This is a genomic window from Pseudoalteromonas sp. OANN1, assembly GCF_024124685.1.
In the GTDB taxonomy this organism is placed as follows: Bacteria; Pseudomonadota; Gammaproteobacteria; order Enterobacterales; family Alteromonadaceae; genus Pseudoalteromonas; species Pseudoalteromonas piscicida.
The window spans coordinates 135,466-161,727 of the sequence record NZ_JAMXSE010000002.1; the positions used below are offsets into that span (position 1 = coordinate 135,466).

20 protein-coding genes are annotated in these 26,262 nt (G+C 42.8%); 14 read left to right on the forward strand and 6 right to left on the reverse strand.

Going from position 1 to position 26,262, the window contains the following annotated elements:
• Positions 1-7: 7 nt before the first annotated feature.
• From malQ to rluF, 10 genes are all read left to right on the forward strand, one after another.
• The gene (malQ, locus tag NH462_RS02660) at positions 8-1,987 is read left to right on the forward strand and encodes a 4-alpha-glucanotransferase (protein WP_253103711.1); all 1,980 of its coding nucleotides are present in this window, start codon (positions 8-10) and stop codon (positions 1,985-1,987) included.
• Positions 1,988-4,228: a 1,4-alpha-glucan branching protein GlgB gene (gene glgB, locus NH462_RS02665; RefSeq protein ID WP_253103716.1), complete on the forward strand. Its 2,241-nt coding sequence runs from the start codon at positions 1,988-1,990 to the stop codon at positions 4,226-4,228.
• Positions 4,222-6,273: a glycogen debranching protein GlgX gene (glgX, locus tag NH462_RS02670; RefSeq protein ID WP_253103719.1), complete on the forward strand. Its 2,052-nt coding sequence runs from the start codon at positions 4,222-4,224 to the stop codon at positions 6,271-6,273. The genes glgB and glgX overlap by 7 nt, the downstream gene beginning before the upstream one ends.
• Complete coding sequence (locus NH462_RS02675) at positions 6,266-8,749, forward strand: glycogen/starch/alpha-glucan phosphorylase (protein WP_253103722.1); 2,484 nt, start codon at positions 6,266-6,268, stop codon at positions 8,747-8,749. Before glgX ends, NH462_RS02675 begins: the two co-directional genes overlap by 8 nt.
• A gap of 32 nt (positions 8,750-8,781) precedes the next feature.
• A complete protein-coding gene (gene glgC, locus NH462_RS02680; RefSeq protein WP_010372983.1) occupies positions 8,782-10,056 on the forward strand; it encodes a glucose-1-phosphate adenylyltransferase in 1,275 nt (424 codons plus the stop codon).
• A 16-nt stretch (positions 10,057-10,072) separates the two neighbouring features.
• A complete protein-coding gene (locus NH462_RS02685; RefSeq protein ID WP_253103725.1) occupies positions 10,073-11,608 on the forward strand; it encodes a glycogen/starch synthase in 1,536 nt (511 codons plus the stop codon).
• A 258-nt stretch (positions 11,609-11,866) separates the two neighbouring features.
• Positions 11,867-13,084 (forward strand): HDOD domain-containing protein, encoded by a 1,218-nt coding sequence (locus NH462_RS02690; RefSeq protein ID WP_010372977.1) that lies wholly within the window; start codon positions 11,867-11,869, stop codon positions 13,082-13,084.
• Positions 13,084-14,181, forward strand: coding sequence for a DUF418 domain-containing protein (locus NH462_RS02695; RefSeq protein WP_248694138.1), 1,098 nt, complete (start codon positions 13,084-13,086; stop codon positions 14,179-14,181). The genes NH462_RS02690 and NH462_RS02695 overlap by 1 nt, the downstream gene beginning before the upstream one ends.
• Complete coding sequence (locus tag NH462_RS02700) at positions 14,174-15,247, forward strand: ABC transporter substrate-binding protein (RefSeq protein ID WP_010372970.1); 1,074 nt, start codon at positions 14,174-14,176, stop codon at positions 15,245-15,247. Before NH462_RS02695 ends, NH462_RS02700 begins: the two co-directional genes overlap by 8 nt.
• Positions 15,248-15,312: 65 nt before the next feature.
• A complete protein-coding gene (gene rluF / locus NH462_RS02705) occupies positions 15,313-16,299 on the forward strand; it encodes a 23S rRNA pseudouridine(2604) synthase RluF (protein ID WP_017216772.1) in 987 nt (328 codons plus the stop codon).
• Positions 16,300-16,424: 125 nt separating this feature from the next.
• Here rluF and minE read toward each other — a convergent pair whose 3' ends face one another.
• From minE to minC, 3 genes are read right to left on the reverse strand one after another with little or no spacing between them, the layout of a single operon-like run.
• Positions 16,425-16,685: a cell division topological specificity factor MinE gene (gene minE, locus NH462_RS02710; protein ID WP_010372964.1), complete on the reverse strand. Its 261-nt coding sequence runs from the start codon at positions 16,683-16,685 to the stop codon at positions 16,425-16,427.
• A gap of 1 nt (position 16,686) precedes the next feature.
• Complete coding sequence (gene minD, locus NH462_RS02715) at positions 16,687-17,496, reverse strand: septum site-determining protein MinD (protein WP_010372960.1); 810 nt, start codon at positions 17,494-17,496, stop codon at positions 16,687-16,689.
• A gap of 5 nt (positions 17,497-17,501) precedes the next feature.
• Entirely contained in the window at positions 17,502-18,206 is a 705-nt protein-coding gene (gene minC, locus NH462_RS02720; RefSeq protein ID WP_010372958.1) for a septum site-determining protein MinC, read from the reverse strand.
• 135 nt (positions 18,207-18,341) lie between these two features.
• Between minC and NH462_RS02725 the strand changes: the two genes are divergently transcribed.
• Positions 18,342-18,623 (forward strand): YcgL domain-containing protein, encoded by a 282-nt coding sequence (locus NH462_RS02725; protein ID WP_010372955.1) that lies wholly within the window; start codon positions 18,342-18,344, stop codon positions 18,621-18,623.
• Complete coding sequence (locus tag NH462_RS02730) at positions 18,620-19,636, forward strand: lytic murein transglycosylase (RefSeq protein WP_010372952.1); 1,017 nt, start codon at positions 18,620-18,622, stop codon at positions 19,634-19,636. Before NH462_RS02725 ends, NH462_RS02730 begins: the two co-directional genes overlap by 4 nt.
• A gap of 196 nt (positions 19,637-19,832) precedes the next feature.
• Here the strand turns inward: NH462_RS02730 and NH462_RS02735 are convergent, their stop codons facing one another.
• From NH462_RS02735 to NH462_RS02745, 3 genes are read right to left on the reverse strand one after another with little or no spacing between them, the layout of a single operon-like run.
• Positions 19,833-20,831, reverse strand: coding sequence for a cytochrome d ubiquinol oxidase subunit II (locus tag NH462_RS02735; protein WP_010372949.1), 999 nt, complete (start codon positions 20,829-20,831; stop codon positions 19,833-19,835).
• A complete protein-coding gene (locus NH462_RS02740; protein ID WP_010372946.1) occupies positions 20,824-22,170 on the reverse strand; it encodes a cytochrome ubiquinol oxidase subunit I in 1,347 nt (448 codons plus the stop codon). The genes NH462_RS02735 and NH462_RS02740 overlap by 8 nt, the downstream gene beginning before the upstream one ends.
• 15 nt (positions 22,171-22,185) lie before the next feature.
• Complete coding sequence (locus NH462_RS02745; RefSeq protein WP_010605404.1) at positions 22,186-22,731, reverse strand: MarR family transcriptional regulator; 546 nt, start codon at positions 22,729-22,731, stop codon at positions 22,186-22,188.
• A gap of 249 nt (positions 22,732-22,980) precedes the next feature.
• Here NH462_RS02745 and NH462_RS02750 point away from each other — a divergent pair, with 249 nt between their 5' ends.
• Together NH462_RS02750 and NH462_RS02755 are read left to right on the forward strand one after the other, a co-directional pair.
• Positions 22,981-24,165 (forward strand): ectonucleotide pyrophosphatase/phosphodiesterase, encoded by a 1,185-nt coding sequence (locus tag NH462_RS02750; RefSeq protein WP_253103727.1) that lies wholly within the window; start codon positions 22,981-22,983, stop codon positions 24,163-24,165.
• Between the two features lie 475 nt (positions 24,166-24,640).
• Entirely contained in the window at positions 24,641-26,230 is a 1,590-nt protein-coding gene (locus NH462_RS02755; RefSeq protein WP_253103730.1) for a sensor domain-containing diguanylate cyclase, read from the forward strand.
• Positions 26,231-26,262: the final 32 nt, after the last annotated feature.

Genomic DNA, 26,262 nt, shown 5'->3' on the forward strand with positions numbered 1-26,262 from the left:
ATTATAAATGGACAACATTGCCCAGCTTCTTTATCTCTATGGTATTGGTTATGAATACCATAAATACACCGGTGATCATGTGGTATTTGATCACCAAACTCGTCTACAGGCATTGCAGGAGTGCGGTGTTGATGTCAGCAATCTAGATGAAATAAATACACTCAATTTTGAGCTGGATATTGCTAAGTGGTTAACGCCAGTTGAAGCCATTTCTTTGGTTTGCAAAGAGACGCCAACTATTACGATAAGAGTGGATACCGGCCTGCAAATTAACGAATTAACTGTGTCGATCCCCGCATTGGGTTATCGCTGTGTTTGCGATCCAAACAAGCAAGTCGCGGTTGGGGATTACCGCTATCAAGATACACGTTATGTTCAACTTGAAGTGCCAATAAACGCGATTGAAGTGGGTTATCATAGCGCTGAGGTAATGTTAAATGGTGCGCGGTTTGAGACAGAACTTTGGGTGACGCCTAAACAGTGTTATGACCCAATTGAACAACATAAAAAGCTCCTTGGATTGTCTATTCAGCTATATTCGTTAAAGCCTGCTGGCAGCAAGCTAAGTGCGGATTTTTATGATCTAAAGCAATTAGTTGAGGCTAGCGCAGCTGAAGGGGTTGACTATATTTTGTTAAACCCAATGCATTTGTTGTTTGTTGATGAACCAGAAAAAGCAAGTCCGTACAGCCCAAATGACCGCCGCCTACTGCACCCTTTTTACATTTCTATAGAGCTTTTGTGTGAACAATTTGGCTTAGATGTGAGTGTGTTCGCCGGCTATTTAGACGTCTCAAAGAGTGACTTGAACGCGACATATCTTGATATGACTCACTGTATGGAAAGTAAGCTTAGTGCGTTACGTTTTGCGTGGCAGTTATTGTGTCAACAAACTGGAGCGTGGCGTGCAGACTTTGCTCGATTTTGCCAGGCTAAGCAGCAAGAGCTTAAGGCATTTGAGGACGATGACTTTGCTAAATTTTTACAATGGCTTGCGTTTGAACAATTAACGCAATGCCAATCTTCGGCACTGAATGCCGGTATGGCCGTAGGCTTAATCAATGACTTAGCCGTTGGTTGTGCTGACGGCTCAAGCGAATACAACAGCAATAAAAATTTGTATGCCGAATATGCTCGCGTGGGCGCGCCTCCAGACCCTTGGGCAGAGCTCGGTCAAAACTGGGGGTTACCAGCGTTAAACCCCGTTAAGTTAAAAGCGCAGCGCTTTGCATTTTTTAAACAGCTGATCCAAGCGAACATCACCGGTGTTGGGGCATTAAGAATTGACCATGTGATGGGCCTAAGAAGGTTGTGGTGGTGCTTTTATCAAGATCAGCAGCAAACAGGTTGCTACGTATATTATCCATTTGAGTACCTTTTAGCGATCCTCAAAATTGAGTCCGTCAAACATCAAGTGATGATCATTGGTGAAGACTTAGGGGTTGTTCCAATCGAAATCAAAGAAGCAATGTATGAGTCTCATATATACAGCAATATTCTTTTTTACTTCGAGAAGGATTATCACGGTCAGTTTTTAGCACCCTCGCATTATAAGCACAATGCGTTACTCATGGTAGCTAACCATGACGTCCCGCCATTTTTTGGCTGGTGGAGCCATGATGACCTTAGGTTGAAACGTGAATATCAGTTATTGAGCGAACCCCAACTAACAAAAGCGGATGAAGAGCGAACATCTGAGCGAGAAAAGCTTTGTCATTGGCTTGGACGCTATGGTGAGGTGAATGTCAGCCTTGCGAGCGAAGCCCGTGATGTGTATCAGGCGCTGATCAATGTACTCGCCAAGTCGCCTGCAAAAATGCTGACAATTCAGTTTGATGACCTCGACGAACAGAAGTTACCAGTGAATATTCCTGGTACTGACCAAGAGTATCCAAACTGGAGAAGGCGACTTAATCAGACATCAGCGGAAATTATTGCAAGTTCTCGGCCGCTGATCCGAGATGCGGTAACCAGCAGGAAAGAATAGATGAATACAAGAGCAAAAATAGAAGACGCCCAAGTAGATGACTACATCAGTCAATTAGCCGCTTTGGAAGCCGGTAAGTGTCGCGACCCATTTGCCTTTTTAGGGCTACACCAGCTAGATGCCAAGCGCTCAGTCGTGCGCTGTTTTATTCCAGGTGCGACAGAAGTTAAGGTGCTTACCAGCGATAGCAGCTACGCTCTTGAACGGTTTCGCAAAAGTGCGCTATTCACATTAGATTTTAAAGCGGATGACATCAGTAAAGATTACCTTCTTGAAGTGCACTACCCAGAGCAAACCGTTACTGGGAGAGATGTATATAGTTTTGATAGTTGCTTGGCGGATGATGCCTTGTACTTATTTAATGAAGGGACACAAGCCCAAGCTTATTTGCATCTAGGTGCACATCAAGTAGAGATAGAGGGAGTAATTGGGTTTCGATTTGGTGTTTGGGCGCCAAATGCCTTGTCTGTTTCTGTGATAGGTGAATTTAACCATTGGCAGGCTGTGCAACATCCAATGCGATTACATCCAGCCAGTGGTGTATGGGAGCTTTTTATTCCAGCTCTGGAGGTTGATTGTTGCTATAAATTTGCAATCACCACATTTGAGGGTGAGCGCATAGAAAAGGCCGATCCATTTGCATTTAAAATGGAACAAGCACCAGGCACGGCGAGTATAACTCAGGCGCGACCAGCCGCTTTCACGTTGAGCCAAGCTGAGCATGATAAAAAATCGTTGCGTAATAAAGTCAATGCACCCATTAGTATTTATGAGGTGCATTTGGGCTCGTGGAAGCGCCGAGAGGAAGAAGGTAATCGCTATCTGACGTATCGAGAGTTAGCGGACGACCTTATCCCCTATGTAAAGGCACTGGGATTTACCCATTTGCAACTGATGCCTATCAGTGAATATCCTTTTGATGGCTCGTGGGGCTACCAACCAGTGGGGTTATTCTCGCCAACCAGTCGCTTTGGTGGCTTGGAGGATTTTGCTTACTTCGTTGAGTGCTGTCATCGTGAAGAGCTCGGATTACTTATCGACTGGGTACCGGGACATTTTCCATCAGATCCCCATGGTTTACATAAGTTTGATGGTACGCATCTATTCGAACATGCTGATAAGCGGCAAGGGTTTCACCCAGATTGGAATACCTATATTTTTAACTACGATCGCGCTGAAGTAAAAAGCTTTTTGCTGTCGAATGCAATGTATTGGATAAAAGAATACGCCATCGATGGTTTAAGAGTGGATGCTGTGGCATCGATGCTTTATTTGGATTACAGCCGTAAACATGGGGAGTGGGTGCCAAATCAATATGGCGGTCGTGAAAACCTAGGTGCAATAGAGTGCCTCAAATCAGTCAATACCAAATGCTATGGTGTTGACGAAGGTATTATGATGGTCGCTGAAGAATCCACAGCTTGGCCCGGCGTTACCCGCAGTGTTGAACACGATGGTTTGGGTTTTGGTTATAAGTGGAATATGGGGTGGATGAATGACACGCTAAACTATATGTCCAAAGACCCAATTCACCGCAAGTACCATCACCATGAAATGACCTTTTCGATGGTGTACGCCTATTCTGAAAATTACATCTTGCCATTAAGTCACGATGAAGTGGTACATGGCAAAGGTGCGCTACTAAGCAAAATGCCAGGAGACGATTGGCAGCAATTCGCTAATTTACGTGCCTACTATGGCTTTATGTTTGCCCACCCAGGTAAAAAGTTGCTGTTCATGGGCGCTGAACTTGCCCCCCGAGAGGAGTGGGATCATAACCAACAACTCAACTGGAAGTTGCTTGAAAGTGAAGCACACCAAGGCGTGTATAAGTGTGTCAAAGCGCTCAATACGACCTATAAATCAACGCCGCAACTATTCGAGTGTGATAACAAATCAACAGGATTTAATTGGATTGATGGGGGGAACGCTGAGCAAAGCATATTTAGTTTTGTACGCTACGGACGAGATGGTGTTACACCGCTGGTGGTGATAGCAAACTTTACGCCACAAACCCATTTTCAATTCCGTTTAGGCGTGCCGTCAGCGGGTGCGTATCAAGTTATCTTAAACACGGATGACAAAGCGTTTTGGGGGAGCGGCGTTGGAGTTGTTGCACATAAACAACAACTCATTGAATCGAAAAACATAGCAAGTCATGGCCTTGAGCAAAGTATTGATATAACCGTTCCGCCTTTGGCAACCGTGTATTTGCAGCTGATCTCTGGTGGCACATGCTAACCAGTTATCGCGGCGATCATCAATTATTAGGTGCAACGGCTAGTGATAAAGGCGTTAACTTTTGTGTTTATGCACCGAAAGCGAAACGTGTAACCCTGTGTCTGTTCGACAAAAGCGGCCATAGCGAAGTGAATCGGATAGGGATGTTTCGGCATGAGGGCGGAAATTGGTCATTGTTTATTGAAGGAGCAAAAGTCGGAGACTTATATGGCTATCGGGTAGACGGGGAGTATAGTGCGGAAAAAGGGCTGCTTTTCAATGCCAATAAGTTACTCTTAGACCCATATTGCCGCGACTTTTTTGGTGAGTTTACTTGGAGTGAACGGCATTTTTGCCATTTGCCAGTAGGTCATTTAAACCCTTCAGATAACGCCTGTGATATGCCAAAGAGCAAAGTGACAGCGATTGAGAAGTATCAAGGGAAGCGACCCAAGACGCCGTGGAGTAAAACGGTGATCTATGAATGCCATGTTAAAGGGGCAACTGTTCGACACCCAGATATTCCAACTAAACACCAAGGTAAATATTTAGGGATTGCTGAACAAATCTTTATCGATCACCTAAAGCATATTGGTGTTACTGCGATTGAGCTGCTACCTGTGCATGCGTTTATCAATGAGCAGTTTCTGACGACCAAAGGACTAAAAAATTATTGGGGGTATAACAGCCTCAACTTTTTTACGCCACACAAAAGTTATCTCGTTAACGACGACATCAACGAATTTAAGGTAATGGTAGAGCGGCTCCATCAAGCCGGTATTGAGGTTATTTTGGATGTGGTGTTTAACCATACTGCGGAAGGTGGTTTGGATGGCCCGACAATAAGCTTTAAAGGGTTTGATAACCTGACTTATTACAGCACCTTGCCGAGTAAGCCCAATGTCTACATTAATGACACTGGCTGCGGAAACACGATAAATATCTCGAATCCAGTGGTATTAAGACTTGTATTGGACAGCTTGCGCTATTGGGTGGAATACATGGGGGTGGACGGTTTTCGCTTTGATTTGGCGACGATCCTTGCTCGTCAAGCCTCGGGATTTTCAAATCAACATGCGTTTTTGCAAGCGATCCATCAAGACCCTGTGCTTAGCAAAGTAAAGCTGATTGCCGAGCCTTGGGATATTGGTCCTGGTGGGTATCAACTTGGACAATTTCCTTCTCCTTGGCGTGAGTGGAATGATAAATATCGAGATACCGTTAGGCGCTTCTGGCGTGGCGATGAGGGAGTATTGCCAGAGCTTGCGATGCGTATTCATGGCTCCAGTGACCTGTTTGAACATAACTTACGGGGTCCTTTGAACTCCATAAATTTTCTTACCAGTCATGACGGCTTCTCATTATTTGATTGGACGGCTTACGAGCATAAACATAATGAAGCAAACGGTGAGGCAAATAGAGACGGCCACAGTGAAAACTTTTCATTTAATTGTGGGGTAGAAGGGTTCAGTGCCGATCCCCAAATCAATGAATTGCGCCTCAGTATGCAGAAAAATGCATTACTCACTTTGTTTTTATCCAAAGGGATCCCGATGATTTGTGCGGGCACCGAAATGGCACATACGCAAAGTGGCAACAATAATGCTTACTGCCAAGACAACTGCACGAGCTGGCTGGCATGGAAAAACCACCAGCAACACCATACGTTAACTTTTTTTATTCAAGATTTACTTGCGCTTCGTAAGCAATTTGCCGCGTTTTCTCACTCATTTTATGTCCATGACAGTGACAGTCGTTTTGCGGTGAATTGGTTTAATGAACAAGCAAAGCCGTTATCGCCTGAACAGTGGCGAGAGCCAAGCCGTAAATGGTTGAGTTACACCATCACCGATCAGCAGCTCGGGCAAAGCCTGCTAATAATATTGAACGCCAGTGAGAGTACATTGCAAATAAAGTTGCCGTTTAGTGCATTTTCATCTCATTGGCAGCAAGCAATTACCACCGCGGTTGAACCGCAAAAACCAGAGTTAGATTCATATTTACAGGTTCCAGCTAAGTCAGCATGGATATTTACATCAATCAAAGGGGATGAAAAGCATGGCTAATAAAAGTGCGCCAGTATGCGTCGTAAAACATTGGCAAGATGCACCAAAGATAGATGAAAACACCTTGAGTGATGATTTGACTCGTCACTTTTACTACACCTTAGGTCGGGACAAAGTAGGAGAGTCGCGACTGTATTTGTACCATGCATTAGCCTTGACTATTCGTGACCGATTAGTCGCCCGTTGCCGGGCAACCAAAGAGCACATTAAGAGTAAAAAGACGCGTAAAGCAGCTTACCTCTCGTTGGAATTTTTAATGGGTAGAGCGCTGTCTAATGCGGTGTTAAATCTAGACTTAGAAGAACAAGTTCAAGCGGCATTACAAGAATACTGTACTGAGCTTGAAGAGGTCGCGCAGGCTGAACATGATGCAGGTCTTGGTAATGGTGGTTTAGGCCGTCTTGCAGCTTGTTTTTTGGATAGCTGTGCTTCATTAGCCCTTCCTGTTGTTGGTTACGGTTTGCGTTATGAATTTGGGATGTTTAACCAAACCTGTGAACAGGGTCACCAAGTAGAACAGCCAGATAACTGGCTCCGTGAAGGTCATCCATGGGAACTTGCCGCACCAGAACAAGCTCGAAGAGTTAAGTTTTTTGGTCATGTTGAAGTGCATACCGACAAAAATGGTAGGCAGCATCGTGAGTGGCTTGATACGCAAGATATTCTCGCGGTGCCTTACGACGTTCCTGTTCCTGGATATCGTAATGAGGTGGTAAACACATTAAGACTATGGAAATCAGAGGCAACTGATGAGTTTGACCTCAACGAATTTAACGCCGGTAGTTACTCAGAAGCGGTAGCGAAAAAGAATCTCGCTGAGCAGATAACGATGGTGCTGTACCCCAATGATGCCAGTGAAAATGGCAAAGAGCTGAGACTAAGGCAGCAGTACTTTTTATCCAGCGCGAGCTTGCAAGATGTGATCGCAACGTGGGTTGAGCAATATGGCGATGATTTCGGTGATTTTGCGGATTATCATGTATTCCAACTCAATGATACCCACCCCAGTATTGCCGTAGCAGAGTTAATGCGAATTTTATTAGATGATTACGAGCTGGAATGGGATGCCGCATGGAAGATAACGACATCAACCATGGCATACACCAATCATACTTTATTGCCTGAAGCATTAGAGCGCTGGTCAGTGAGCTTATTTGAGCGCTTGTTACCAAGGCTGCTAGAAATTATCTATGAGATCAATGCCCGCTTTTTGTCGGAAGTTGCACTGAAATGGCCCGGTGATATCGAAAAACAGCGTGCGCTGTCACTCATTGAGGAGTCCAGTCATCCTCAAATTCGCATGGCGTATCTTGCGATCGTAGGCAGTTATTCTGTCAATGGTGTTGCTGCACTGCATACCGAGCTATTAAAAGCTGGTTTGTTTAACGATTTCTATCAACTTTGCCCAGAGAAGTTTAATAATAAAACCAACGGGGTGACGCCAAGACGCTGGTTATCGCACTGTAATCCAGAACTGGCGCAATTGATCAGCGATAAAATTGGCGACGGGTGGCAAGCTGATTTTTCTAAAATTAGTGAACTACGTCGTTTTTACGATAACTACGCCTTCCAAAAGCAGTGGCTAACAGTCAAACAAAACAACAAACAACGTCTGGCTGAGCTAATTGCCCATGAATGTCAGGTGGAGTTTGACCCAACTATGATGTTTGATGTTCAAGTCAAGCGTATTCATGAATACAAGCGCCAGCTACTTAACGTATTGCACGTTATCCATCTTTACGATCGGATCTGTCGTGGTGATGTGGCAGAGCTTGTTCCTCGTTGCGTACTGTTTGGAGGTAAGGCTGCACCTGGTTATTACATGGCGAAGAAGATCATTAAATTAATCAATAATGTTGCTAATGTTATCAACAATGACCCCGCGGCGAGGCCCTATCTTCGAGTGGCTTTCATGCCCAATTACAATGTATCAAAAATGGAAGTGATTTGCCCTGCAACAGACTTATCAGAGCAAATTTCAACCGCAGGAAAAGAAGCGTCTGGCACTGGCAACATGAAGTTTATGATGAATGGCGCAATCACCATAGGCACCTTAGATGGTGCAAATATCGAAATACGAGAATGTGTTGGTGCAGACAACTTTTACTTATTTGGTGTAACTGCTGAACAAGCACAGCAAGTGCGCCAAAATTATCAGCCCCTTAAGATAATAGAAAGCAACAATGACCTAAAACGCGTTATGGCTTTGCTCGAAAGTGGGCACTTTAACCTATTTGAGCCTAATATCTTTGATGACGTAATCAACTCAATTAAGAGTAGTACCGATCCTTGGTTAGTGGCACAAGATTTTCCTTCCTATGTTGAGAGCCAGGAGCATGCGGCCCAAGCATACAAAGACAAGGAACATTGGCTGCGTATGAGTATTCTCAATACCGCAGCAAGTGGAAAATTTTCTAGCGATAGAACAATTCAAGATTACAGCGATGATATTTGGCGCTTGAGCCCAATGCAGTAGTCACCGCAAAAAAGTTATGGAGAGAAGAAATAATGCCTAATTATGCGAATCGTTATATTAGTACCCTCACTCGAGAAACATATGCTTTAATACTTGCGGGTGGAAGAGGTTCGCGCCTTCACGAGCTCACCAATTGGCGAGCGAAACCTGCTGTTTATTTTGGCGGCAAACATCGAATTATCGATTTTCCACTGTCTAACTGCATTAACTCAGGGATCCGTCGGGTTGGCATTGCCACGCAGTATAAGTCGCACTCCCTTATTCGCCATGTTAATCGCGCATGGGGACACTTTAAAAAGGAGCTGGGAGAATCTGTAGAGATATTGCCAGCATCACAGCGATATGGTGATGAGTGGTACTGCGGCACAGCAGATGCAGTTTTCCAGAATATGGATATTATTCGTCATGAGCTTCCCAAATACGTTATGATCTTATCGGGTGACCATGTCTACAGAATGGATTACGGTGGCTTACTTGCAAAGCACGTTGAGACAGGTGCAGATATGACCGTATGTTGTATTGAAGTGCCCTGTGAAGAGGCGGCAAAAACGTTTGGTGTCATGACTGTAGATGAAAGCAACCGGGTGCGTCGTTTTGATGAAAAGCCGGTAGATCCGACGTCAATCCCTGGAAAGCCAGGTGTATGTTTGGCTTCTATGGGTAACTATGTGTTTAACACTGAGTTTTTATTCGAGCAGTTAAAAAAGGATGCGGAACGAGAAGGGTCGGGTCGTGACTTTGGTCATGATATTATCCCATCCATCATAGAAGAGCATAATGTGTATGCGTATCCATTTTGCGACCCATCACATGAAGGGCAGCCATATTGGCGAGATGTAGGGACGCTAGATTCATTCTGGGAAGCGAATATGGAGTTGGTTTCTCCTGAACCACAACTTGATCTCTATGATCCTCATTGGCCAATTTGGACTTATCAGGAACAGTTACCACCAGCTAAATTTATATTTGATGATGATGATAGACGCGGTATGGCCGTAGACTCAACGGTTTCTGGTGGCTGTATTATTTCTGGCTCTAAGGTTAAGCGTTCATTGCTGTTTTCCAATGTGCATGTTCACTCGTATTGTGAAATTGAAGGAGCCGTTGTGTTGCCGGGTGCCAAAATCGGGCGTAACTGCAAAATCAAAAACGCAATCATTGACCGCAGTTGTCAAATACCAGAGGGGATGACCATTGGTTACGATACTGACTTAGACAAAGAGAATGGCTTTAGAGTGTCGAATAAGGGGATCGTATTGGTGACCCGAGATATGCTCGCAGAGCTTGCGGAAAAAAATAATAAATGATCCATGTAGAGGTACTATGCATGTAATTTTAGTGGCAGCCGAAAACGATCGGTTGCCAAATTGTAAGGTGGGGGGCGTCGCAGATGTAATACGCGACGTGCCTTACGCATTGGCGCAGCTTGGCATTAAAGTATCGGTGGTCACACCTGATTATGGCCAAGCTGCTTTAAATCGAAACTTAGTCGCTGATATTGCCGTCCCTTTTCGTCAACATTTAGAAACGGCGACGCTTTGGTCTGTTGAAGAAAGTGACAATGTCACTCAATATGTCATTTCACACTCATTGTTTAGTGAGCATCACGGCGCTATTTACTGTAATGATCCCCACCAGCCTTTTGCGACAGATGCAAATCGATTTGCGTTTTTTAGTGCGGCAGTTGCTGAACTTATTGAACATGAGTTGGTAGCGGAGATAGATGTTGTACACCTACATGACTGGCATGCAGCTGTTGTTGCTGTACTTCGTCAGTTTAGTCCTAGATTCAAACGCTTAAAGACGCTAAAGACGGTTTATACTGTGCATAACCTTGCGCTTCAAGGGAGCCGGCCTTTTAATCATGACTTTTCCAGCCTTGAGTCTTGGTTTCCTACACTCACCTATGATGGACTCAGTATTTGCGATCCTAAATATCCTCACTGCTTTAATCCAATGCGAGCGGCTATTAATCTGTCAGACAAAGTGCATGTTGTTTCTCCTAATTACGCCAAAGAAGTGATGATCCCAAGCCACCCTGAGCTTGGTTTTTTTGGTGGCGAAGGGTTAGAAAGCGACATGCAGCATGCGTCTCATGAAGGACGGTTAGCAGGTATTTTAAACGGTTGTGTGTATGATGAGTCAGGTGACGAAGAGAATCTAACTTTTGCTGACTATTTGGCGCTTGCTGAGCAGCATGTGTTTCAATGGATGGCGAAATCTAGCCAAGTATTATCTCGGTTTTACATTGCCCACCAACGCATACTCGCTTGGCGTGACGAAGCCTTTCGCGGCAAGCTAATTACAAGTGTCGGTCGTCTCACCGATCAAAAAGCACTTATTTTAAGACAGCCTACCCAATCAGGCATTGTGCTCGATGACATCGCAAAAATAGCCAAGCACCAAGGAGCACGTATTGTGATTGTTGGCTCTGGTGATCCAAGTCTTGAGCAGCTATTTACCGAAGTAATGGCACGCCATAACAATGTCTTGTTTTTAAATGGTTATGGTAAAGCACTCGGCGAACAACTGTACCCGTTAGGTGATTTGTTTTTAATGCCAAGCTCCTTTGAGCCTTGTGGTATCAGCCAAATGCTTGCGATGCGCGCTGGACAACCTTGTATCGTGCATAAAGTGGGTGGACTATCTGATACAGTAAAACACAATGAAACCGGCTATTGCTTTGAAGGAGAAACACTCGCTGAGCAAGGTAGTCAGCTTATTGCGATTTTTGAATTAGCGCTTGCTGATCTGATGAACGATAGCGAAAAATATCAACAACTCAGGCTGCAAGCTCGTATGCAGCGCTTTGACTGGTCCGATGTTGCACAAAAATACTGCGAACAATTATATAGATAGCGAAAATGTAGATAAAAAAATTTTCTCATCTGTGTTAAGTATTTAGCAATTGGCTCAGTTGCTAAACAAAAAACTAGGTCAAAGGTATCAAAAGATAGCTTTGGCCTTTCTTTTTTATCATTTTGCATTATCTTTTAAGCTATTATTTTGATTCTTAATAGCTTAGGTTGATTTTCTTTATCATCATAAAGGGTTAAAATCTAAAAATTGCTAAACCAAAAGTGCGATTGTTCACTTTAGGTACGAAGGAGTTTTTGTTTGAAGGTTTTTGTGGCCCGCCAAGCCATATTTAATCGTAAAAAACAAGTTGTTGCATACGAATTGTTGTTTCGCGATGGTGTAAAAAATAGCTTTCCAAATATTGCAGATGATGCAGCGACAGCCAAGCTGATAATGAATAATCAACTTAACCTCGGCATGCGATATCTCACTTCGGGAAAGAAAGCGCTAATTAATATTGGTCCAGACTCGTTACGTCAGGAGCTGTGTGAGTTTCTCCCAGCAAACGATGTGATTTTGGAACTATTGGAGACTATTCCGCCAACAAAACAAAATTATGAGCGGATAAGAGGCTTATTTCACAGCAACTTTAGACTCGCGTTGGACGATTTTGAGTACTCAAAAGAATGGGAACCTTTCTTAAAGCTCGTAAGGCTGATCAAGTTCGACGTCATGGAACATCCGCTGGACACCATAGTGCCAGTGATTGATATGATCAAAGAGCGAAAGAACATCAAACTACTTGCGGAAAAAGTCGAAACCGAAGAAGAATTCGAGCAAGCTAAAAAGATGGGATTTCAGTTCTTTCAGGGCTATTTCTTTGCAAAACCAAAGATGATTGAGCAAAAAGACATTACTATCAATTATGTGATTGTCATGCTTATTTATGAAGAAGCACTTAAACCGAATATGAGTATTACACGATTAGCCGAGTTGTTTGCTCAAGACACTGCGCTTGCGTACAAACTGCTACGGCTAATTAATTCCGGCGTATTTCCAATCAAAAGTCGTATCGAATCTTTAAAGCAAGCCTTGGTATATTTAGGGAACGAGCGTGTAAAAAAGTTTGTAAACTTAATTATGACAGCCCACGTAGCCGAGGGAAAGCCAACAGAATTAACACGTCTTTCTATTGTTCGTTCTCGGTTTTGTGAGCTTATCGCGCAGCAAATTTCGCCAGGACTTGCCAATATGAGTTTTATGACAGGGTTATTTTCTCTGCTTGATGCCATTCTTGACAGGCCAATGGAGCAGGTTGTAAACAAGCTACCTTTTCCTGAGCAGCTTCATGATGCTTTGATAGGTAAACCCAACACGCTATATTATATCTTAAATATCGTTAGAGCCTATGAGTCTGGAAGCTGGTGGACTCTGCAGGATGCGTGCAGTTATCTAAACTACAAAGACGAAAACCTTCCTGATTTTCATGCTGCTGCGATAAACTGGGCTGATATGTATAAAAACCGTGTGTATTGATGAATAGAATTATTGCGATGGATGCGATCCGCGGGTTCGCGCTGCTTGGCTTGCTTTCCATGAATATGGTACATATGGCCAATTTTGAGTTGGGCTATGTACCAGCCCAAACAGCCCACTATCTTGATCCGTTCTTCGCAATGGTTAATAGTATTTTCTTTGATGGTCGATTCAGAACCTTATTTGCAATGTTATTTGGAGCGGCATTATGCATTCAGGTAGCAAAGAAGGATGATCAGAGCCTTGCAAGACATCGACTAACATGGCTAATGGTCTTTGGCGTGTTACACGGCGTGTTGATTTGGCCTGGAGATATTTTATTTAATTATGCGTTGAGTGGATTTGTCGCGCTGCGGTTTATTAATGCAAGTGACAAAAAGTTAAGTCGCTATGCAATAGGGTTCATTTTAGCCCCTTCTATTGTTATTAGCCTATTGCTGTTAATTGATCCAGAACCACAAATAAATAGAACTTCAGAAGTCTACCTTGAGTTTTTGCAGCAAATTCCAGCAAACTACCTAGAACTGCTCACCCTTAATGGCCTTTACTTTATCATTATCAGTTTACTTATCCCGGTTATTACTTTGTGGTATACCGCTGGGTTAATGCTACTCGGTATGCGTTTATATCGAAGTGGAATGTTTGATTTAGAGCGTACTGAACCTGTTCATAAAATTAACTTGTTTGCCGTGATAGCCATTATTTTATCATTTGTTGGTTTTGTTCTTGAACGTAAGCTAGGCGTCGAGTTTTTTGAAGGAATAGATTGGATCCTTGCAGTACCTGTTGCGTTGTTTTATGTCGTCGTAATTAAGGCGGCAATGCGAGGTGCAAAACATCACCTTTGGAGTCTCCAATGTGTTGGGCGTCTAGCGCTTTCGTTTTATCTTCTCCAGTCAATTGTGTTTGTAAGCTATTTTTACTTTATAAACCCGAGCGCTATCAGCACTTGGGAGCGGGTGGATTATTTCACGGCATTTGCAATTGCGTCTATAATTCAATTAGCCCTTGCGGTGGTATATTGTAAGCTGTTTAAGCAAGGTCCATTTGAGAAGTTATTGAAGGTACTAGTGCTACGAAGAGCCCGCTATGATTAAAAAAGTACTAATTGGGTTAGTGCTATGGATGGTGTGTTTTAGTGTTGATGCTAAACAGTCTTTAAATGTCTTGTTTGTTAATCCTTCTGTGCCTGGTGAACCATTTTGGCAGCGCGTTCAAGGCATTACAGAAGCGGCTGCGGATCAATTCGATATTAGACTAGATGTGATTTATGGAGAAGGAAACCGAATTATACAGCTCGCTGAGCTTAAAAAATATTTGAGTTATCGTGCTACTCCCGATTACGTCATCCTCATTAATTATCCCGGTGGTGCCGAAGAAAGCCTAAAGCTTTTAGAAAAATATGGGATCAATCATATTACTTTAGAAGAAACGATTTCTGGCCCTGAAAGGCTCGCAATAGGTAATCCAAAAGAACACTATAAGTATTGGCTTGGGGAAGTGCATCATGATAATGACCAAGCTGGTTATGATCTGGCAAAGAAACTATACCAACAGGCTAAAACTAACGGTCATGAGACAATTTACCCTATTGCTATCAATGGTCACTATGGCACAGAGTCAGATATTAGAAGCAACGGTGCAAAGCGCTTTTTTGATGAAGTTGGCGTGGTGGTTCAGCAAACCGTTTATGCCGGGTGGTCAAAAGAACAAGCCTTTGATAAGACTAAGAAATTGTTGCACCGCTATCCAGAAACAAACCTGATTTGGTGTGCGTCAGATTTGATGGCGATGGGAGCTATCACCGCAGCTGCATCAAGCACTTCACAAATAGTGTTTGGTGGGTTTGATTGGTTGTCGGATACTTTTGACCTTATTGAACATAATGAGATGCAAGCATCCGTTGGCGGGCACTTTATGATGGGAGCTTGGGCGTTGATTTCGGTGTACGATCATTATTATGGGCATCCCTTTTGGAAAGACAACACAGAGCTTGCGTTTGACTTAAGTGTGATCACCAAGGAAAATCTAGCGGACTATTACTGGATAAAGTCAGCGAAAAACTGGCAATCTATTGATTACAAGGCAATGAGCCTTAGAGGAAAACCTAAAGAGCAGTATCATTTTTCTCCTGAGCTATTAAGAAAAAGTTTGCAAAAGTAGAAATGCAGTAGTGTAAAGCGGTTGAAGCGATTACAATACGGGTTTTTACTCAAAGTGGTTGTATCGTGACAGAGCAAAAGCGCCTCAATAAATACATCAGTGAAACTGGATTCTGCAGTCGTCGAGAAGCTGATGACCTAATCGCCTCAGGCCGTGTCAAAGTAAATGGAATTCTACCAGAAATGGGCACCAAAGTGTCTGATGCTGACACTATCATCATTGATGGTAAGCCTCTGAAAGCAAAGCCAAAGGCTGTATTTATTGCTTATAATAAACCTGTTGGTGTAACTTGTACCACCGAGCGTAAAATCAGAAGTAATATTGTCAGTGCAATTAACTATCCTGAGCGTATTTTCCCAATTGGTCGCTTAGACCGTCCATCCGAAGGATTAATTTTCTTGACCAACCAAGGCGATATGGTCAATAAAATCCTTCGCGCCGGCAATAACCATGAAAAAGAGTATGAGGTTGTGGTCGATAGGCCCATTGATGAGCGCTTTGTAAAACGTATGTCCTCAGGTGTTCCAATCCTTGGCACTGTCACAAAGCCTTGTAAAGTTCGTAAAACCGGGGCTAAGTCATTTACCATTGTGTTGACCCAAGGCTTAAATCGTCAAATTCGTAGAATGTGTGAATATCTAGGATTTGAAGTAACACACCTTAAACGTATTCGGATAATGAATATCGATCTAACTGGCCTTAGCTCTGGTAAGTGGCGTCACCTTAACGAAAACGAAATGCGAGCGATTAATCACGCCACAGAGTCATCGAGTAAAACGCAAGAGGCATCAGCGGGTGCTGGTGCGGGAAAACAGCATGATAAGCCTAGAAGTGAAGTTAGTGAGGTCGGTCGTCCAAAGCAAGATAGGCGAGCGCATAACAGCAAAGATAGAACAACTGAACTCGACAAACAAAATAGCGTTAAGCCTAAGCCAAAAACGCGAAATGGTGAACAAAATCACAGTCACAACAAACGTAAGTCAAGCCCAAAGCACAATACTAAGCCTGCAAAAAGGGTCAAAGGTACTTTGTCCTTAAATAAGAATAAGTGACCTGAAGTTCGGATAATTAAGCAAAGAGTAGGGCAATGTAAAGCCCCTTGACAGCTTAATTAGAATGGGCAAAACGAAATAAATAAGGGCTATAGAAATAGCCCTTATTACATTTACTCAAACTGTTACTTTTCATCATCAGGTAGAGTAACGTTCAATTCTAATACTGCTAAATCATCCTCGTTTTGTTCAAACTGGACGTTGACGGCATCCGAATCTACTTTTACGTATTTGCGAATAACATCGAGGATGTCTTGCTTAAGTTGTGGTAAGTAGTCAGGTGTACCACGCTTTGAGCGTTCGTGCGCAACGATGATTTGCAGTCGCTCTTTCGCTAATGATGCGCTATTTTTTTTCTCAGAACGAAAATAATCTAGTAATGACACTTTACCCTCCAAAGATCCGTTTGAAGATACCTTTCTTCTCAACTTGCAAGAAACGGAAATCAACGACTTCACCTAATAAGCGGTTAATTGCATCGCTATACGCTTGGCCTGCATCAGACTCTTGGTCTAAGATAACCGGTTGACCTGAGTTCGACGCATTAAGTACTGCTTTTGATTCAGGTATTACACCTAGTAAGTCGATCGCTAGAATTTCTTTAACATCGTCTACCGACAACATTTCACCGCTATCGACACGCTCTGGGTTATAACGTGTAAGCAATAGGTGTTCCTTAACCGGCTCTAGGCCCATTTCAGCGCGCTTCGACTTGCTTTGTAGAATACCTAAAATGCGGTCTGAGTCACGAACGGATGAAACTTCAGGGTTAGTTGCTACCACGGCTTCATCAGCGAAGTACAATGCCATCATTGCGCCTGCTTCAATACCCGCTGGTGAGTCGCAAATAATGAAATCAAATTCTTCTTTCATCTCATTTAGCACACGCTCAACCCCTTCTCGAGTGAGGGCGTCTTTATCACGAGTCTGAGAAGCTGGAAGAATATAAAGTTTTTCAACGCGCTTATCTTTAATCAATGCTTGATTTAAATTTGCTTCACCGTTGATAACGTTGACAAAATCATAAACAACGCGACGCTCGCATCCCATGATTAAGTCGAGGTTTCTAAGACCAATATCAAAATCGACAATGGCTGTTTTATAACCCTTTAGCGCTAAGCCAGTACCAATTGCTGCACTTGACGTTGTCTTACCAACACCGCCTTTACCTGAAGTTACGACAATAATTTTTGCCATCTGATTTATCCTTTGACCAAAGCTGTAATTTTTAATGATTCGTCTTGTTGTGTTATTTGAGCAGCTTGACCCCAGTGTTCACCTTGCAGCGAATCACTGATCCAATAACTCCCGTTTATAGACACTAGCTCAGCTTCTAAGCGCTGACAGAATATACTAGTGTCTTCTTGGCCTTGCGCGCCTGCGATTGCACGACCACGTAAAGTACCGTAAATGTGCACGTTACCATCGGCGATAACTTCTGCACCATGACTTACAGCACCTAGCACGATCAGATCACGGTCTTTAGCATAAATTTGCTGACCACTACGTACCGTTCCGTTCACAATTTGAGCAGGAAGATAAACTTGTTTTTCTACTACTTCAGCTGCTTGAGATTGTGATGGGGTACTCGGTTGCACATCCCTTGAATAGTTTAGTACAGAAAACCCGGCTTCTTTGGCTAAGTCGTGCTGACTTTGAGTACCGCTACACACACCCACTGGATTGAGCTGTAAATCGACCAGTGTTTGCTTTAACTCTTTGAATTCTACAGTTTGCTCCTGAACATCAGCTAAATTAACTACAATTGGTGCACCTTGAAAAAATTTAGGCGCTTGCGAAATTTTGCTATCAAGATCTTGCCTTAACTTGGTCAGATCTAAAGAAAACAACTGCAGCACAGAGAGTGTAAATAGATTTCCTTTTAGTTCGAATGTTTGATTTGCCATATGTACTCAAATTTCTGTTACAACCGCCGCTAAAGCCTTATCTAGCTGACTTTAGCGCGTAGTAAAACTTTCCACAACTTACTAATAGCATGGTATAGTGACCGCCCATGATTAGCAAGAATTTATAGGCTTATAATGCTCACTGCCATATACAAAAGTCCAAAAAAAGCGGATACCTATCTTTTTGTAACTAAAAGAGATGATTTTTCCAATGTCCCTGCACCGTTAATGGAAACTTTCGGCACTCCTATCTATGTCATGATTATTGACCTTGCGAGAAGAACAAAATTGGGAATTGCTGATCTTGAAACGGTTAAGCAAAAATTAACTGACGATGGGTTTTACTTGCAACTTCCACCGCATACAGAAAGCTTGCTCGATGAATTTAGAAAGCAAAACGGAGTAACAGATTCGTGATAAAAAAAATTTCCCTACTAGTGGCCTCAGTTTGCTTGTCCACATCAGTCTTTGCTAACACTCAAGCGAAGTTTGATGAATACCTCAAAAACTTAAAACAAGAAGCGATTGACAAGGGCTATACACAACAATTAGTTGATGAGGCTTTTGCAACAGCAGTATTTAAGGAAAAGGTGATTAAGGCTGATAAGTCCCAGCCAGAAATTGTCGAAACACTAGAAACTTATTTACCCAAGCGCGTCCCTGAATGGAAAATCCAACAGGCCCGCAAACTCTACAAAGAACACCAAGAATCTTTAGAAAAAATAGCAAAAGAATATGGCGTACAGGCACGGTTTATTGTTGCCCTGTGGGGCCTTGAAAGTAACTTTGGTCGTATTCAAGGCGGCTATCCAGTCATTAGTGCGTTAGTGACACTTGCTTTTGATGGTCGTCGAGAAGCTTTGTATAAAAGACAGTTGTGGGCTGCGCTGGATATTTTAAGAGATGGTCACATCGGTCTGGATGATTTCAAAGGATCTTGGGCAGGAGCAATGGGTCAAACTCAGTTTATGCCAACTTCATTTACGTCTTATGCCGTTGATTATAACAAAGATGGTCGCAAAGACATTTGGACGACACAAGAAGATGCTTTTGCGTCAATAGCCAATTACCTGAAAAGTGTGGGCTGGAACGATGACCTGACTTGGGGTCGCCAAGTTAAATTACCTGAAGGTTTTGACAATAGCTACATTTTAAAACGTGGCACCAAATCACACAAAGAGTGGCTTAGTGAATGGCGTAAATCAGAGCGTTCATTGCAGGAGTGGCAAGCGCTTGGTCTTCGCAGAATGGACGGCACTGACTTGCCACAAGTGAATATCACAGCAGCATTAGTGATGCCAGATGACGCCAATGGCCGTATGTATCTAGCTTATGATAATTACAAGGCTTTGATGAATTGGAATAGGTCTTATTATTTTGCTTCGAGCGTTGGGTATTTATCTGACAGAATAGGTTATCCAAAGATTTAGCCGCGAAAGTCTGACTTAGCCCGTTCTAGCAACGGGCTTTTTTATGCCTATTTATTAAAGGATATAGCTTGCTACGCCGCCATTAAATTTGCAGTAAACAAAAAAGACATATAGCAGAGGCGAGTATTATTCTTAATGCAATAAAAAAGGCAGCGTCCAACTCGCTGCCTTTTGGTTGGGCTAATGTATGCAAGTGTCAATAGTAGGACAAAGGTTGAACCTTGCCCCAAAAGACTCGGTACGAAAATAACGTATATGCAATTAAGGTCGGCACCACAATGACTACGCCATATAATAAGAAAGTAAGAGCTGACGCGTCAGCGACCGCTTCGAAGATGGTTAGCTTGCCAGGCACTACAAATGGGTAAAAGCTATAAACTAAGCCGAAGAAGCAAAGCACAAAGATAAATGCTGAAATCAGGAACGGTAACCAAGCTCCATTATCTGGTGACTTTGGTAGTTTCTGTAACACAAGTTCTAAAATTACAAAGAGCGACAAGCAAATAATCGGGGCTGGTAATACGACTAAGGCCATCGGGAGGTCAAACCAACGCTCATAGATCCACTCATTAATCGCTGGGTTGATGATAGAAACGAGCAACACCCCAACAAAGGCTACTCTCGCAAATTTTTTGCACCAGCTAATCGCATCTTGCTGCAATTGCCCTTCACACTTCATAATTAGCCATGCTGAACCAATCAAGCCATACGCGCAGACAACGCCAATTCCACTAAAGACCGCAAATGCATGGGCAAGAGGGGTATTTTCAAAGCCTATGACATAAAGCCCCAGCATATACCCTTGCGCGAACGAGGTGAGTAGCGACCCAAATTTAAATACTTTGTCCCACCGCCTTTGGCGTTTAACTCTCGCTTTTGCTCTGAAATCAAAAGCGACACCACGCATAATTAAGCCAAAGAGTAAAAACACAACAGGAATGTAGAGCGCCTGCAAGATCATACTATGGGCTTGAGGAAATGCGATAAATGCTAGGCCTACAGCTAAAACTAACCACGTTTCATTAGCATCCCAAAATGGACCGATAGAGGCTATCATAGTGTCTGCTGTTTCTTTATCGTCCAGCGGGATCATCATGCCAACGCCAAGGTCGTAACCATCTAATATTGCATAAACAAGCACTGCGAGTGCCATCAAACCGGCATAGATGAGAGATAGATATTCTGGATTAAACACGAGTCACCTCCTCAGCAAATTCCTTCATGTCGTACTCTTCCACTTCTACAGATTTGCTAGCAGTGTGGAACAAAGTACGAATATAAGCGTACAGTAAGATTGCATATATCGTCAGATAGCCAATGAGTGTAAATAAGACGTTTTCTGAGGCAATTGTCGTGACTGCATCTTCAACTCTTAAGATTCCACTGACGATATAAGGTTGGCGGCCAATTTCTGTGACATACCAGCCTGCGAGGGTAGCCACCCAACCTGAGAAAGTCATCGCAACAAGCGCTTTCAGTTGCCACTTCGGTAACTCGCCCTTTTTCCATAATGTAAAACGAGTGACAAACGCAACTAAGATCATCAGCATGCCCATCCCAACCATGATTCTAAAACCGAAAAAGACGGGCTTAACAGGTGGGTGTTCACCTTTAAATTCATTAAGCCCTTTAATTTCACCGTTCACGTCGTGGGTAAGAATAAAACTTGCCATGTTAGGAATACCGAGCGCAAAGTCGTTGCGTCTTTCTTCCTCATTTGGAATTGCGAATAGTAATAGTGGTGCACCTTTTTCTGTTTCCCACACCCCTTCCATTGCTGCAATTTTTTGTGGTTGGTGTTTTAGTGTATTTAGGCCGTGTAAATCGCCGACAAAAGCTTGCAATGGAGTAAGCAGTGCCGCAACGGTTAACGCAACGGTTAGCGCCTTTTTGGGGGCATGTTTTTCATCGTTTTTCAGCATCCGATACGCACTGACACCAGCTATCAAAAATGAGGCCGTCAGTGCACTAGCTAATAACATATGGAAGAAGCGATAACCGAATGAAGGATTGAAAATAACTTCAAACCAGTCCGTGGGATATACGATACCGTCTCTAAGTTCAAAGCCCGTCGGGGTTTGCATCCAACTATTCAAAGACAGGATCCAAAATGCCGAAAGCGTTGTACCTATGGCGACGATAAAAGTGGCTAAAGTATGTATTTTAGGTGGTACGCGCTTCATGCCAAACAGCATGATCCCTAAAAATGTTGCTTCCATAAAAAATGCGGTCAATACTTCATAACCGAGCAAGGGACCTGCAATATTACCGACTTTCTCCATAAAGCCGGGCCAGTTTGTACCAAACTGGAACGACATAGTAATGCCGCTTACGACGCCGAGTGCAAAGGTCAATGCAAAAATTTTGACCCAAAAGCGATAAGCTCTTAACCAAACCGGGTGTTCGGTTAGGTCATACTTGAGTTTAAAAAACGCCAGAAACCAAGCTAACGCGATGGTTATCGTGGGAAAGAGAATATGAAAACTAATATTTGCTGCAAATTGTATTCGCGACAACAACAACGTATCAAGCATGACGCACCTCGCACTTTAAGACTTACGTAATAATTTATCCTTTAAATCTATTACTTTACTCACAGAAGAACCGAGCTTCATCAACGATTGCAATTGCTCTGGTGATAGGCGTTGAAGTTCCGCTGACCACTTAGTGACGGTTTCAAGTAGGTCATGAATGGATTGCATTTGCTGCTGTGCATACACTTCTTCTGGTGAGTTAGCGCTATCTAGGATTTGGTCACGAAGTAGAGTGAGTGTTGGGTCGATTTCCCTTTTTCTTCTCTCTTCAAATACGCGGTTAGCGAGATCCCAAATAGAGCCGTTTGGAGAGTAGTATTCTTTACGGTCGCCAGGAATATGATGCACCTTAACTAGTTGCCAAGATTGCAATTCTTTTATTCCCATACTCACGTTACCACGTGAAATTTTTAATGCATCGGCGATTTCGTTCGCTGTTAATGGTTTTTCATTAATAACCAACAAACCAACCATTTGCCCTATAGTTCTGTTGAAACCCCAACGGCTTCCCATTTCGCCGCAATGAAGTACAAAATTTTCTATTTTTGGTGATAAGTTCATTGTTTTAAACTTTCAGTAATTATTGAAACTTTAATATAAAGGTCACTTTGACTTAGATCAAGCATTAATTAAGCTCAACTACAACATAGTGAAAGTTAACCTTCCCCGAATATCTATAATTGCCATCCACTGACCGCAAATCAATATAAATTTCAAATCATTGTGATTTAATGCGGCCGCAATCACACGGATTATGCTGCACGGCCTCTTACTTTTGCAGCGGTACTCACATGACACGGGAATTTATACATGCTAAGAATCCTCCTTTTCACGTTATCTATCGTTAGTTGCACTGCTTTTGCTGAGCGCGCGACAACCATATTGATCTCCATCGATGGATTTAGATGGGACTACATTGAAAAACACGATGCAAAGAATATTGCAAATCTTGCGAAGCAGGGCGTCCGCGCGACCAAGCTATGGCCTCAATATCCGACTAAGACATTTCCAAATCACCTGTCTATTGTTACGGGTTTAAAACCAATCAATCATGGCATCGTCGATAATTACTTTTGCGATAAGAAGCGTGAAGAGTGTTATAAGATGGGGATGGGTAAAGTCGATAGCTCGTGGATAAGTGGTATTCCCTTATGGAATCTTGTAAAAATGCATGGATATAAATCTGCCGCTTATTTTTGGCCAGAATCAGACGCTAGAATCAATGGTATGACGCCTGACTATTACTATCATTATTCAAAGAAAGCCGATTACAAGAATCGTCTTAATGAAATACACAATTGGCTAAAATTACCAAAAAGCGAAAAACCATTGTTTGTTGCCAGCTATTTTTCTTTAGTGGATACAATGGGTCATGGATACGGACCGGACCATGAAAAAACGAGAGAAGCAGTACAATTTGTTGATGGCTTAATTGGAGATTTTGTCGCAGCTTTGAAAAAGGACAAAATTAAAGTGAACTTAGTACTCGTTTCTGACCACGGTATGGCAAGTGTAGAACCAAGCAAAGCCGTGATCCTTGAAGAGCTAGATATACCTGAAGATTGGACGATAAAAAATAGCGGAACGAGGGTATCGCTTTATGCGTTAGGTGATAAAGTCCTTGAAACAGAGACGCTTGTGCAGCAGTTACGTGAAAAAGCGGAGGGTCGTTATGAGGTGTTGAATAGTCAGCGAAAACAGCAACTAAATGGCGGTGAGTCTTCTCGTATCGGTGACATTATCCTGCAGGCAAAAGCACCTATTGTCTTCGTGCAGAAAGGTAAGCAAGGCTATTATGGTACGCATGGGTATGAGGTAACACCTGATATGGCCGCATTTTTTGTCGCAAGTGGCCCCGCCTTTAAATCGGGTGTAACGATAGAACAAGCGAGCAATTTAGAAGTTTACCCAACACTTACACGCATTATGGGGCTTAAGCCACTTAATGAGCTTGATAGTAAGGGAGAGAACCTATTAAAGCTGGTTAGGCCGTAAAACAGGCTATCTATCATGTTCAGGGCTAATGAGTAACTTAGCTCTGAACTAGGTGAGTAGAGTAAGTTACTTTTTATTGGAAGACTTCATTAGCCGTTTTGCTAAAGCAAATACAATATAGACAAGAACCAAGGAATTAAGGACAAGCAATGCATCTTTATCAGATACGAACATCCATATCGCCGCAAGCGCAAGGCAAGCAAGTGTAAAGTGGCCAACTAGTGGATTGGTAGTCTTTTTCTTCATTAAGAACTTCGCTGTATTTATGTTCAGATTATTTTACACCTGATAACTGAGACAATACCAATAATCCGTTCAAAAAACTAAATATTTTTGACCATGTGGTTATAATACGGGCACACAGAATGTGGACGTGCTAATTCGTTATTGGTCTGACCAGAGTTTGATATAGATTAACTGTTTTACTCAGACGAATAGCTAAAATGTCATGGAAGTACATTAAAGAGAGTTCTTAGTGGTACAAATAAATAAAGCAAAACATTGGTTAGACCTTAAAAAGCTGATACTCATTCTTGCCACATTATGCGTATTTACATCGTTACTAAACGCATTGTTTTCGAGCTACCAAGTGCAAAAACAAGTGATGGTAAAAGATACGTTAGAGGCAAATCGTGCCTATGCAACTAAGTTAGCAGATGTTACCGATCTCTTCTTACAATCAGTATTGATGCAACTAAAAGCGTCGAGCGAAACCATTGCGACGCAGCTAGATAACCCTGAGGTGGTTAATAAAGAATTGAGTCAAATGCTTACAAGGACACATAGTTTTGACTCTATCGTGTTAGTAAACGCAAAAGGTGAAATTATCGGTGCCCAACCAAGTTCACTTGGTGTGATAGGAGCTACACTCAAAAATGAAGTCGAAACTTTGCCACTTCGTGAAAAAGCCCCTTTTATTGTAGGTCCATTTGTTTCGCCGGCTGGGAATTTGATGGTGAGCCCAACTCATCCAATGTTTGACCAAGAAGGAATATTCGTAGGTTTTATCGCAGCTGGGATTTATCTTAAAGGTGACAATATCTTAGGCCGATTATTAGCAAACCATCATCACCAAGACAAAACCTATATTTATGTTACCGGGGCCAACGGTAAACTCATTTATCATCACGATGATCATCGCATTGGGCAAGACGTCACCAAAAATGAGGTCGTTGAATCATTACTCAGCAAAACCTCAGGTTCCGCCCAAATAGTCAATACCCAAGGTGTAGCAATGCTCGCTGGATATGCTTCTGTACCGACAAGTGGTTGGGGGGTCGTGGCACAACGCCCATTAGAGGTCACGATGTCACAATTATCGAACACTATGCAGCATGTCTTAAAAACGACCATTCCGTTTACTGTATTCTTGTTGATTTGTGTGCTTGGACTCGGAACTTTAATTGCTAAGCCTTTATGGCGATTAGCTAAGTTATCAGAACAAGTCGAAGATGGCAGAAACATCGATTTTCCACACGTATCCACATGGTATTATGAAGCAGCATGGCTTTATCAGGCAATGCACAGTAGTGTTCAGAACTTAGGAGCACAGATCCAACGCTTTGACGATGAGAGAAAGCAAGATCAGCTGACTCATTTATTCAATAGACGAGGAATGGAGAAGTGGCTAGAAACAGCCTATGAGCAGCAAACTCCGTTTAGCATTATTGCGCTTGATATCGATCACTTTAAACATGTGAATGATACTTACGGCCACGATGTTGGTGATGCGGTGATCAGAAAACTCGCCGAGCTGATGCGCACTAATGCACGTGAACAAGATCACCTATGTCGTAGTGGTGGTGAGGAGTTCTTAATGTTTCTACCGCATGTAGATATAGACAAAGCAGATAGGATCGCTGAACGTCTGCGCGCATGTACCGCTGAAACTGAGTTTGGTGAAGCCGGGCATATCACTATTTCTCTTGGGGTCTCTCATTGGCCGCTGTGCTCTGAGGATTTGCATCACGCACTCAAACTAGCGGACCGTAGTCTATACCAAGCGAAAGCAAACGGCAGGAACCGTGTTGAACATGCCGTTTTAGCCAATCACAATGTAGCATAATTGGAAATTTGATATTAAAAAGTGAAATCTGC

Bases quoted from the DNA above. Each gene is read 5' to 3' on its own strand.
- malQ (WP_253103711.1), top strand. From the start codon at position 8: ATGGACAACATTGCCCAGCTTCTTTATCTCTATGGTATTGGTTATGAA.
- glgB (WP_253103716.1), top strand. From the start codon at position 1,988: ATGAATACAAGAGCAAAAATAGAAGACGCCCAAGTAGATGACTACATC.
- glgX (WP_253103719.1), top strand. From the start codon at position 4,222: ATGCTAACCAGTTATCGCGGCGATCATCAATTATTAGGTGCAACGGCT.
- NH462_RS02675 (WP_253103722.1), top strand. From the start codon at position 6,266: ATGGCTAATAAAAGTGCGCCAGTATGCGTCGTAAAACATTGGCAAGAT.
- glgC (WP_010372983.1), top strand. From the start codon at position 8,782: ATGCCTAATTATGCGAATCGTTATATTAGTACCCTCACTCGAGAAACA.
- NH462_RS02685 (WP_253103725.1), top strand. From the start codon at position 10,073: ATGCATGTAATTTTAGTGGCAGCCGAAAACGATCGGTTGCCAAATTGT.
- NH462_RS02695 (WP_248694138.1), top strand. From the start codon at position 13,084: ATGAATAGAATTATTGCGATGGATGCGATCCGCGGGTTCGCGCTGCTT.
- NH462_RS02700 (WP_010372970.1), top strand. From the start codon at position 14,174: ATGATTAAAAAAGTACTAATTGGGTTAGTGCTATGGATGGTGTGTTTT.
- minD (WP_010372960.1), bottom strand. From the start codon at position 17,496: ATGGCAAAAATTATTGTCGTAACTTCAGGTAAAGGCGGTGTTGGTAAG.
- minC (WP_010372958.1), bottom strand. From the start codon at position 18,206: ATGGCAAATCAAACATTCGAACTAAAAGGAAATCTATTTACACTCTCT.
- NH462_RS02725 (WP_010372955.1), top strand. From the start codon at position 18,342: ATGCTCACTGCCATATACAAAAGTCCAAAAAAAGCGGATACCTATCTT.
- NH462_RS02740 (WP_010372946.1), bottom strand. From the start codon at position 22,170: ATGCTTGATACGTTGTTGTTGTCGCGAATACAATTTGCAGCAAATATT.
- NH462_RS02745 (WP_010605404.1), bottom strand. From the start codon at position 22,731: ATGAACTTATCACCAAAAATAGAAAATTTTGTACTTCATTGCGGCGAA.
- NH462_RS02750 (WP_253103727.1), top strand. From the start codon at position 22,981: ATGCTAAGAATCCTCCTTTTCACGTTATCTATCGTTAGTTGCACTGCT.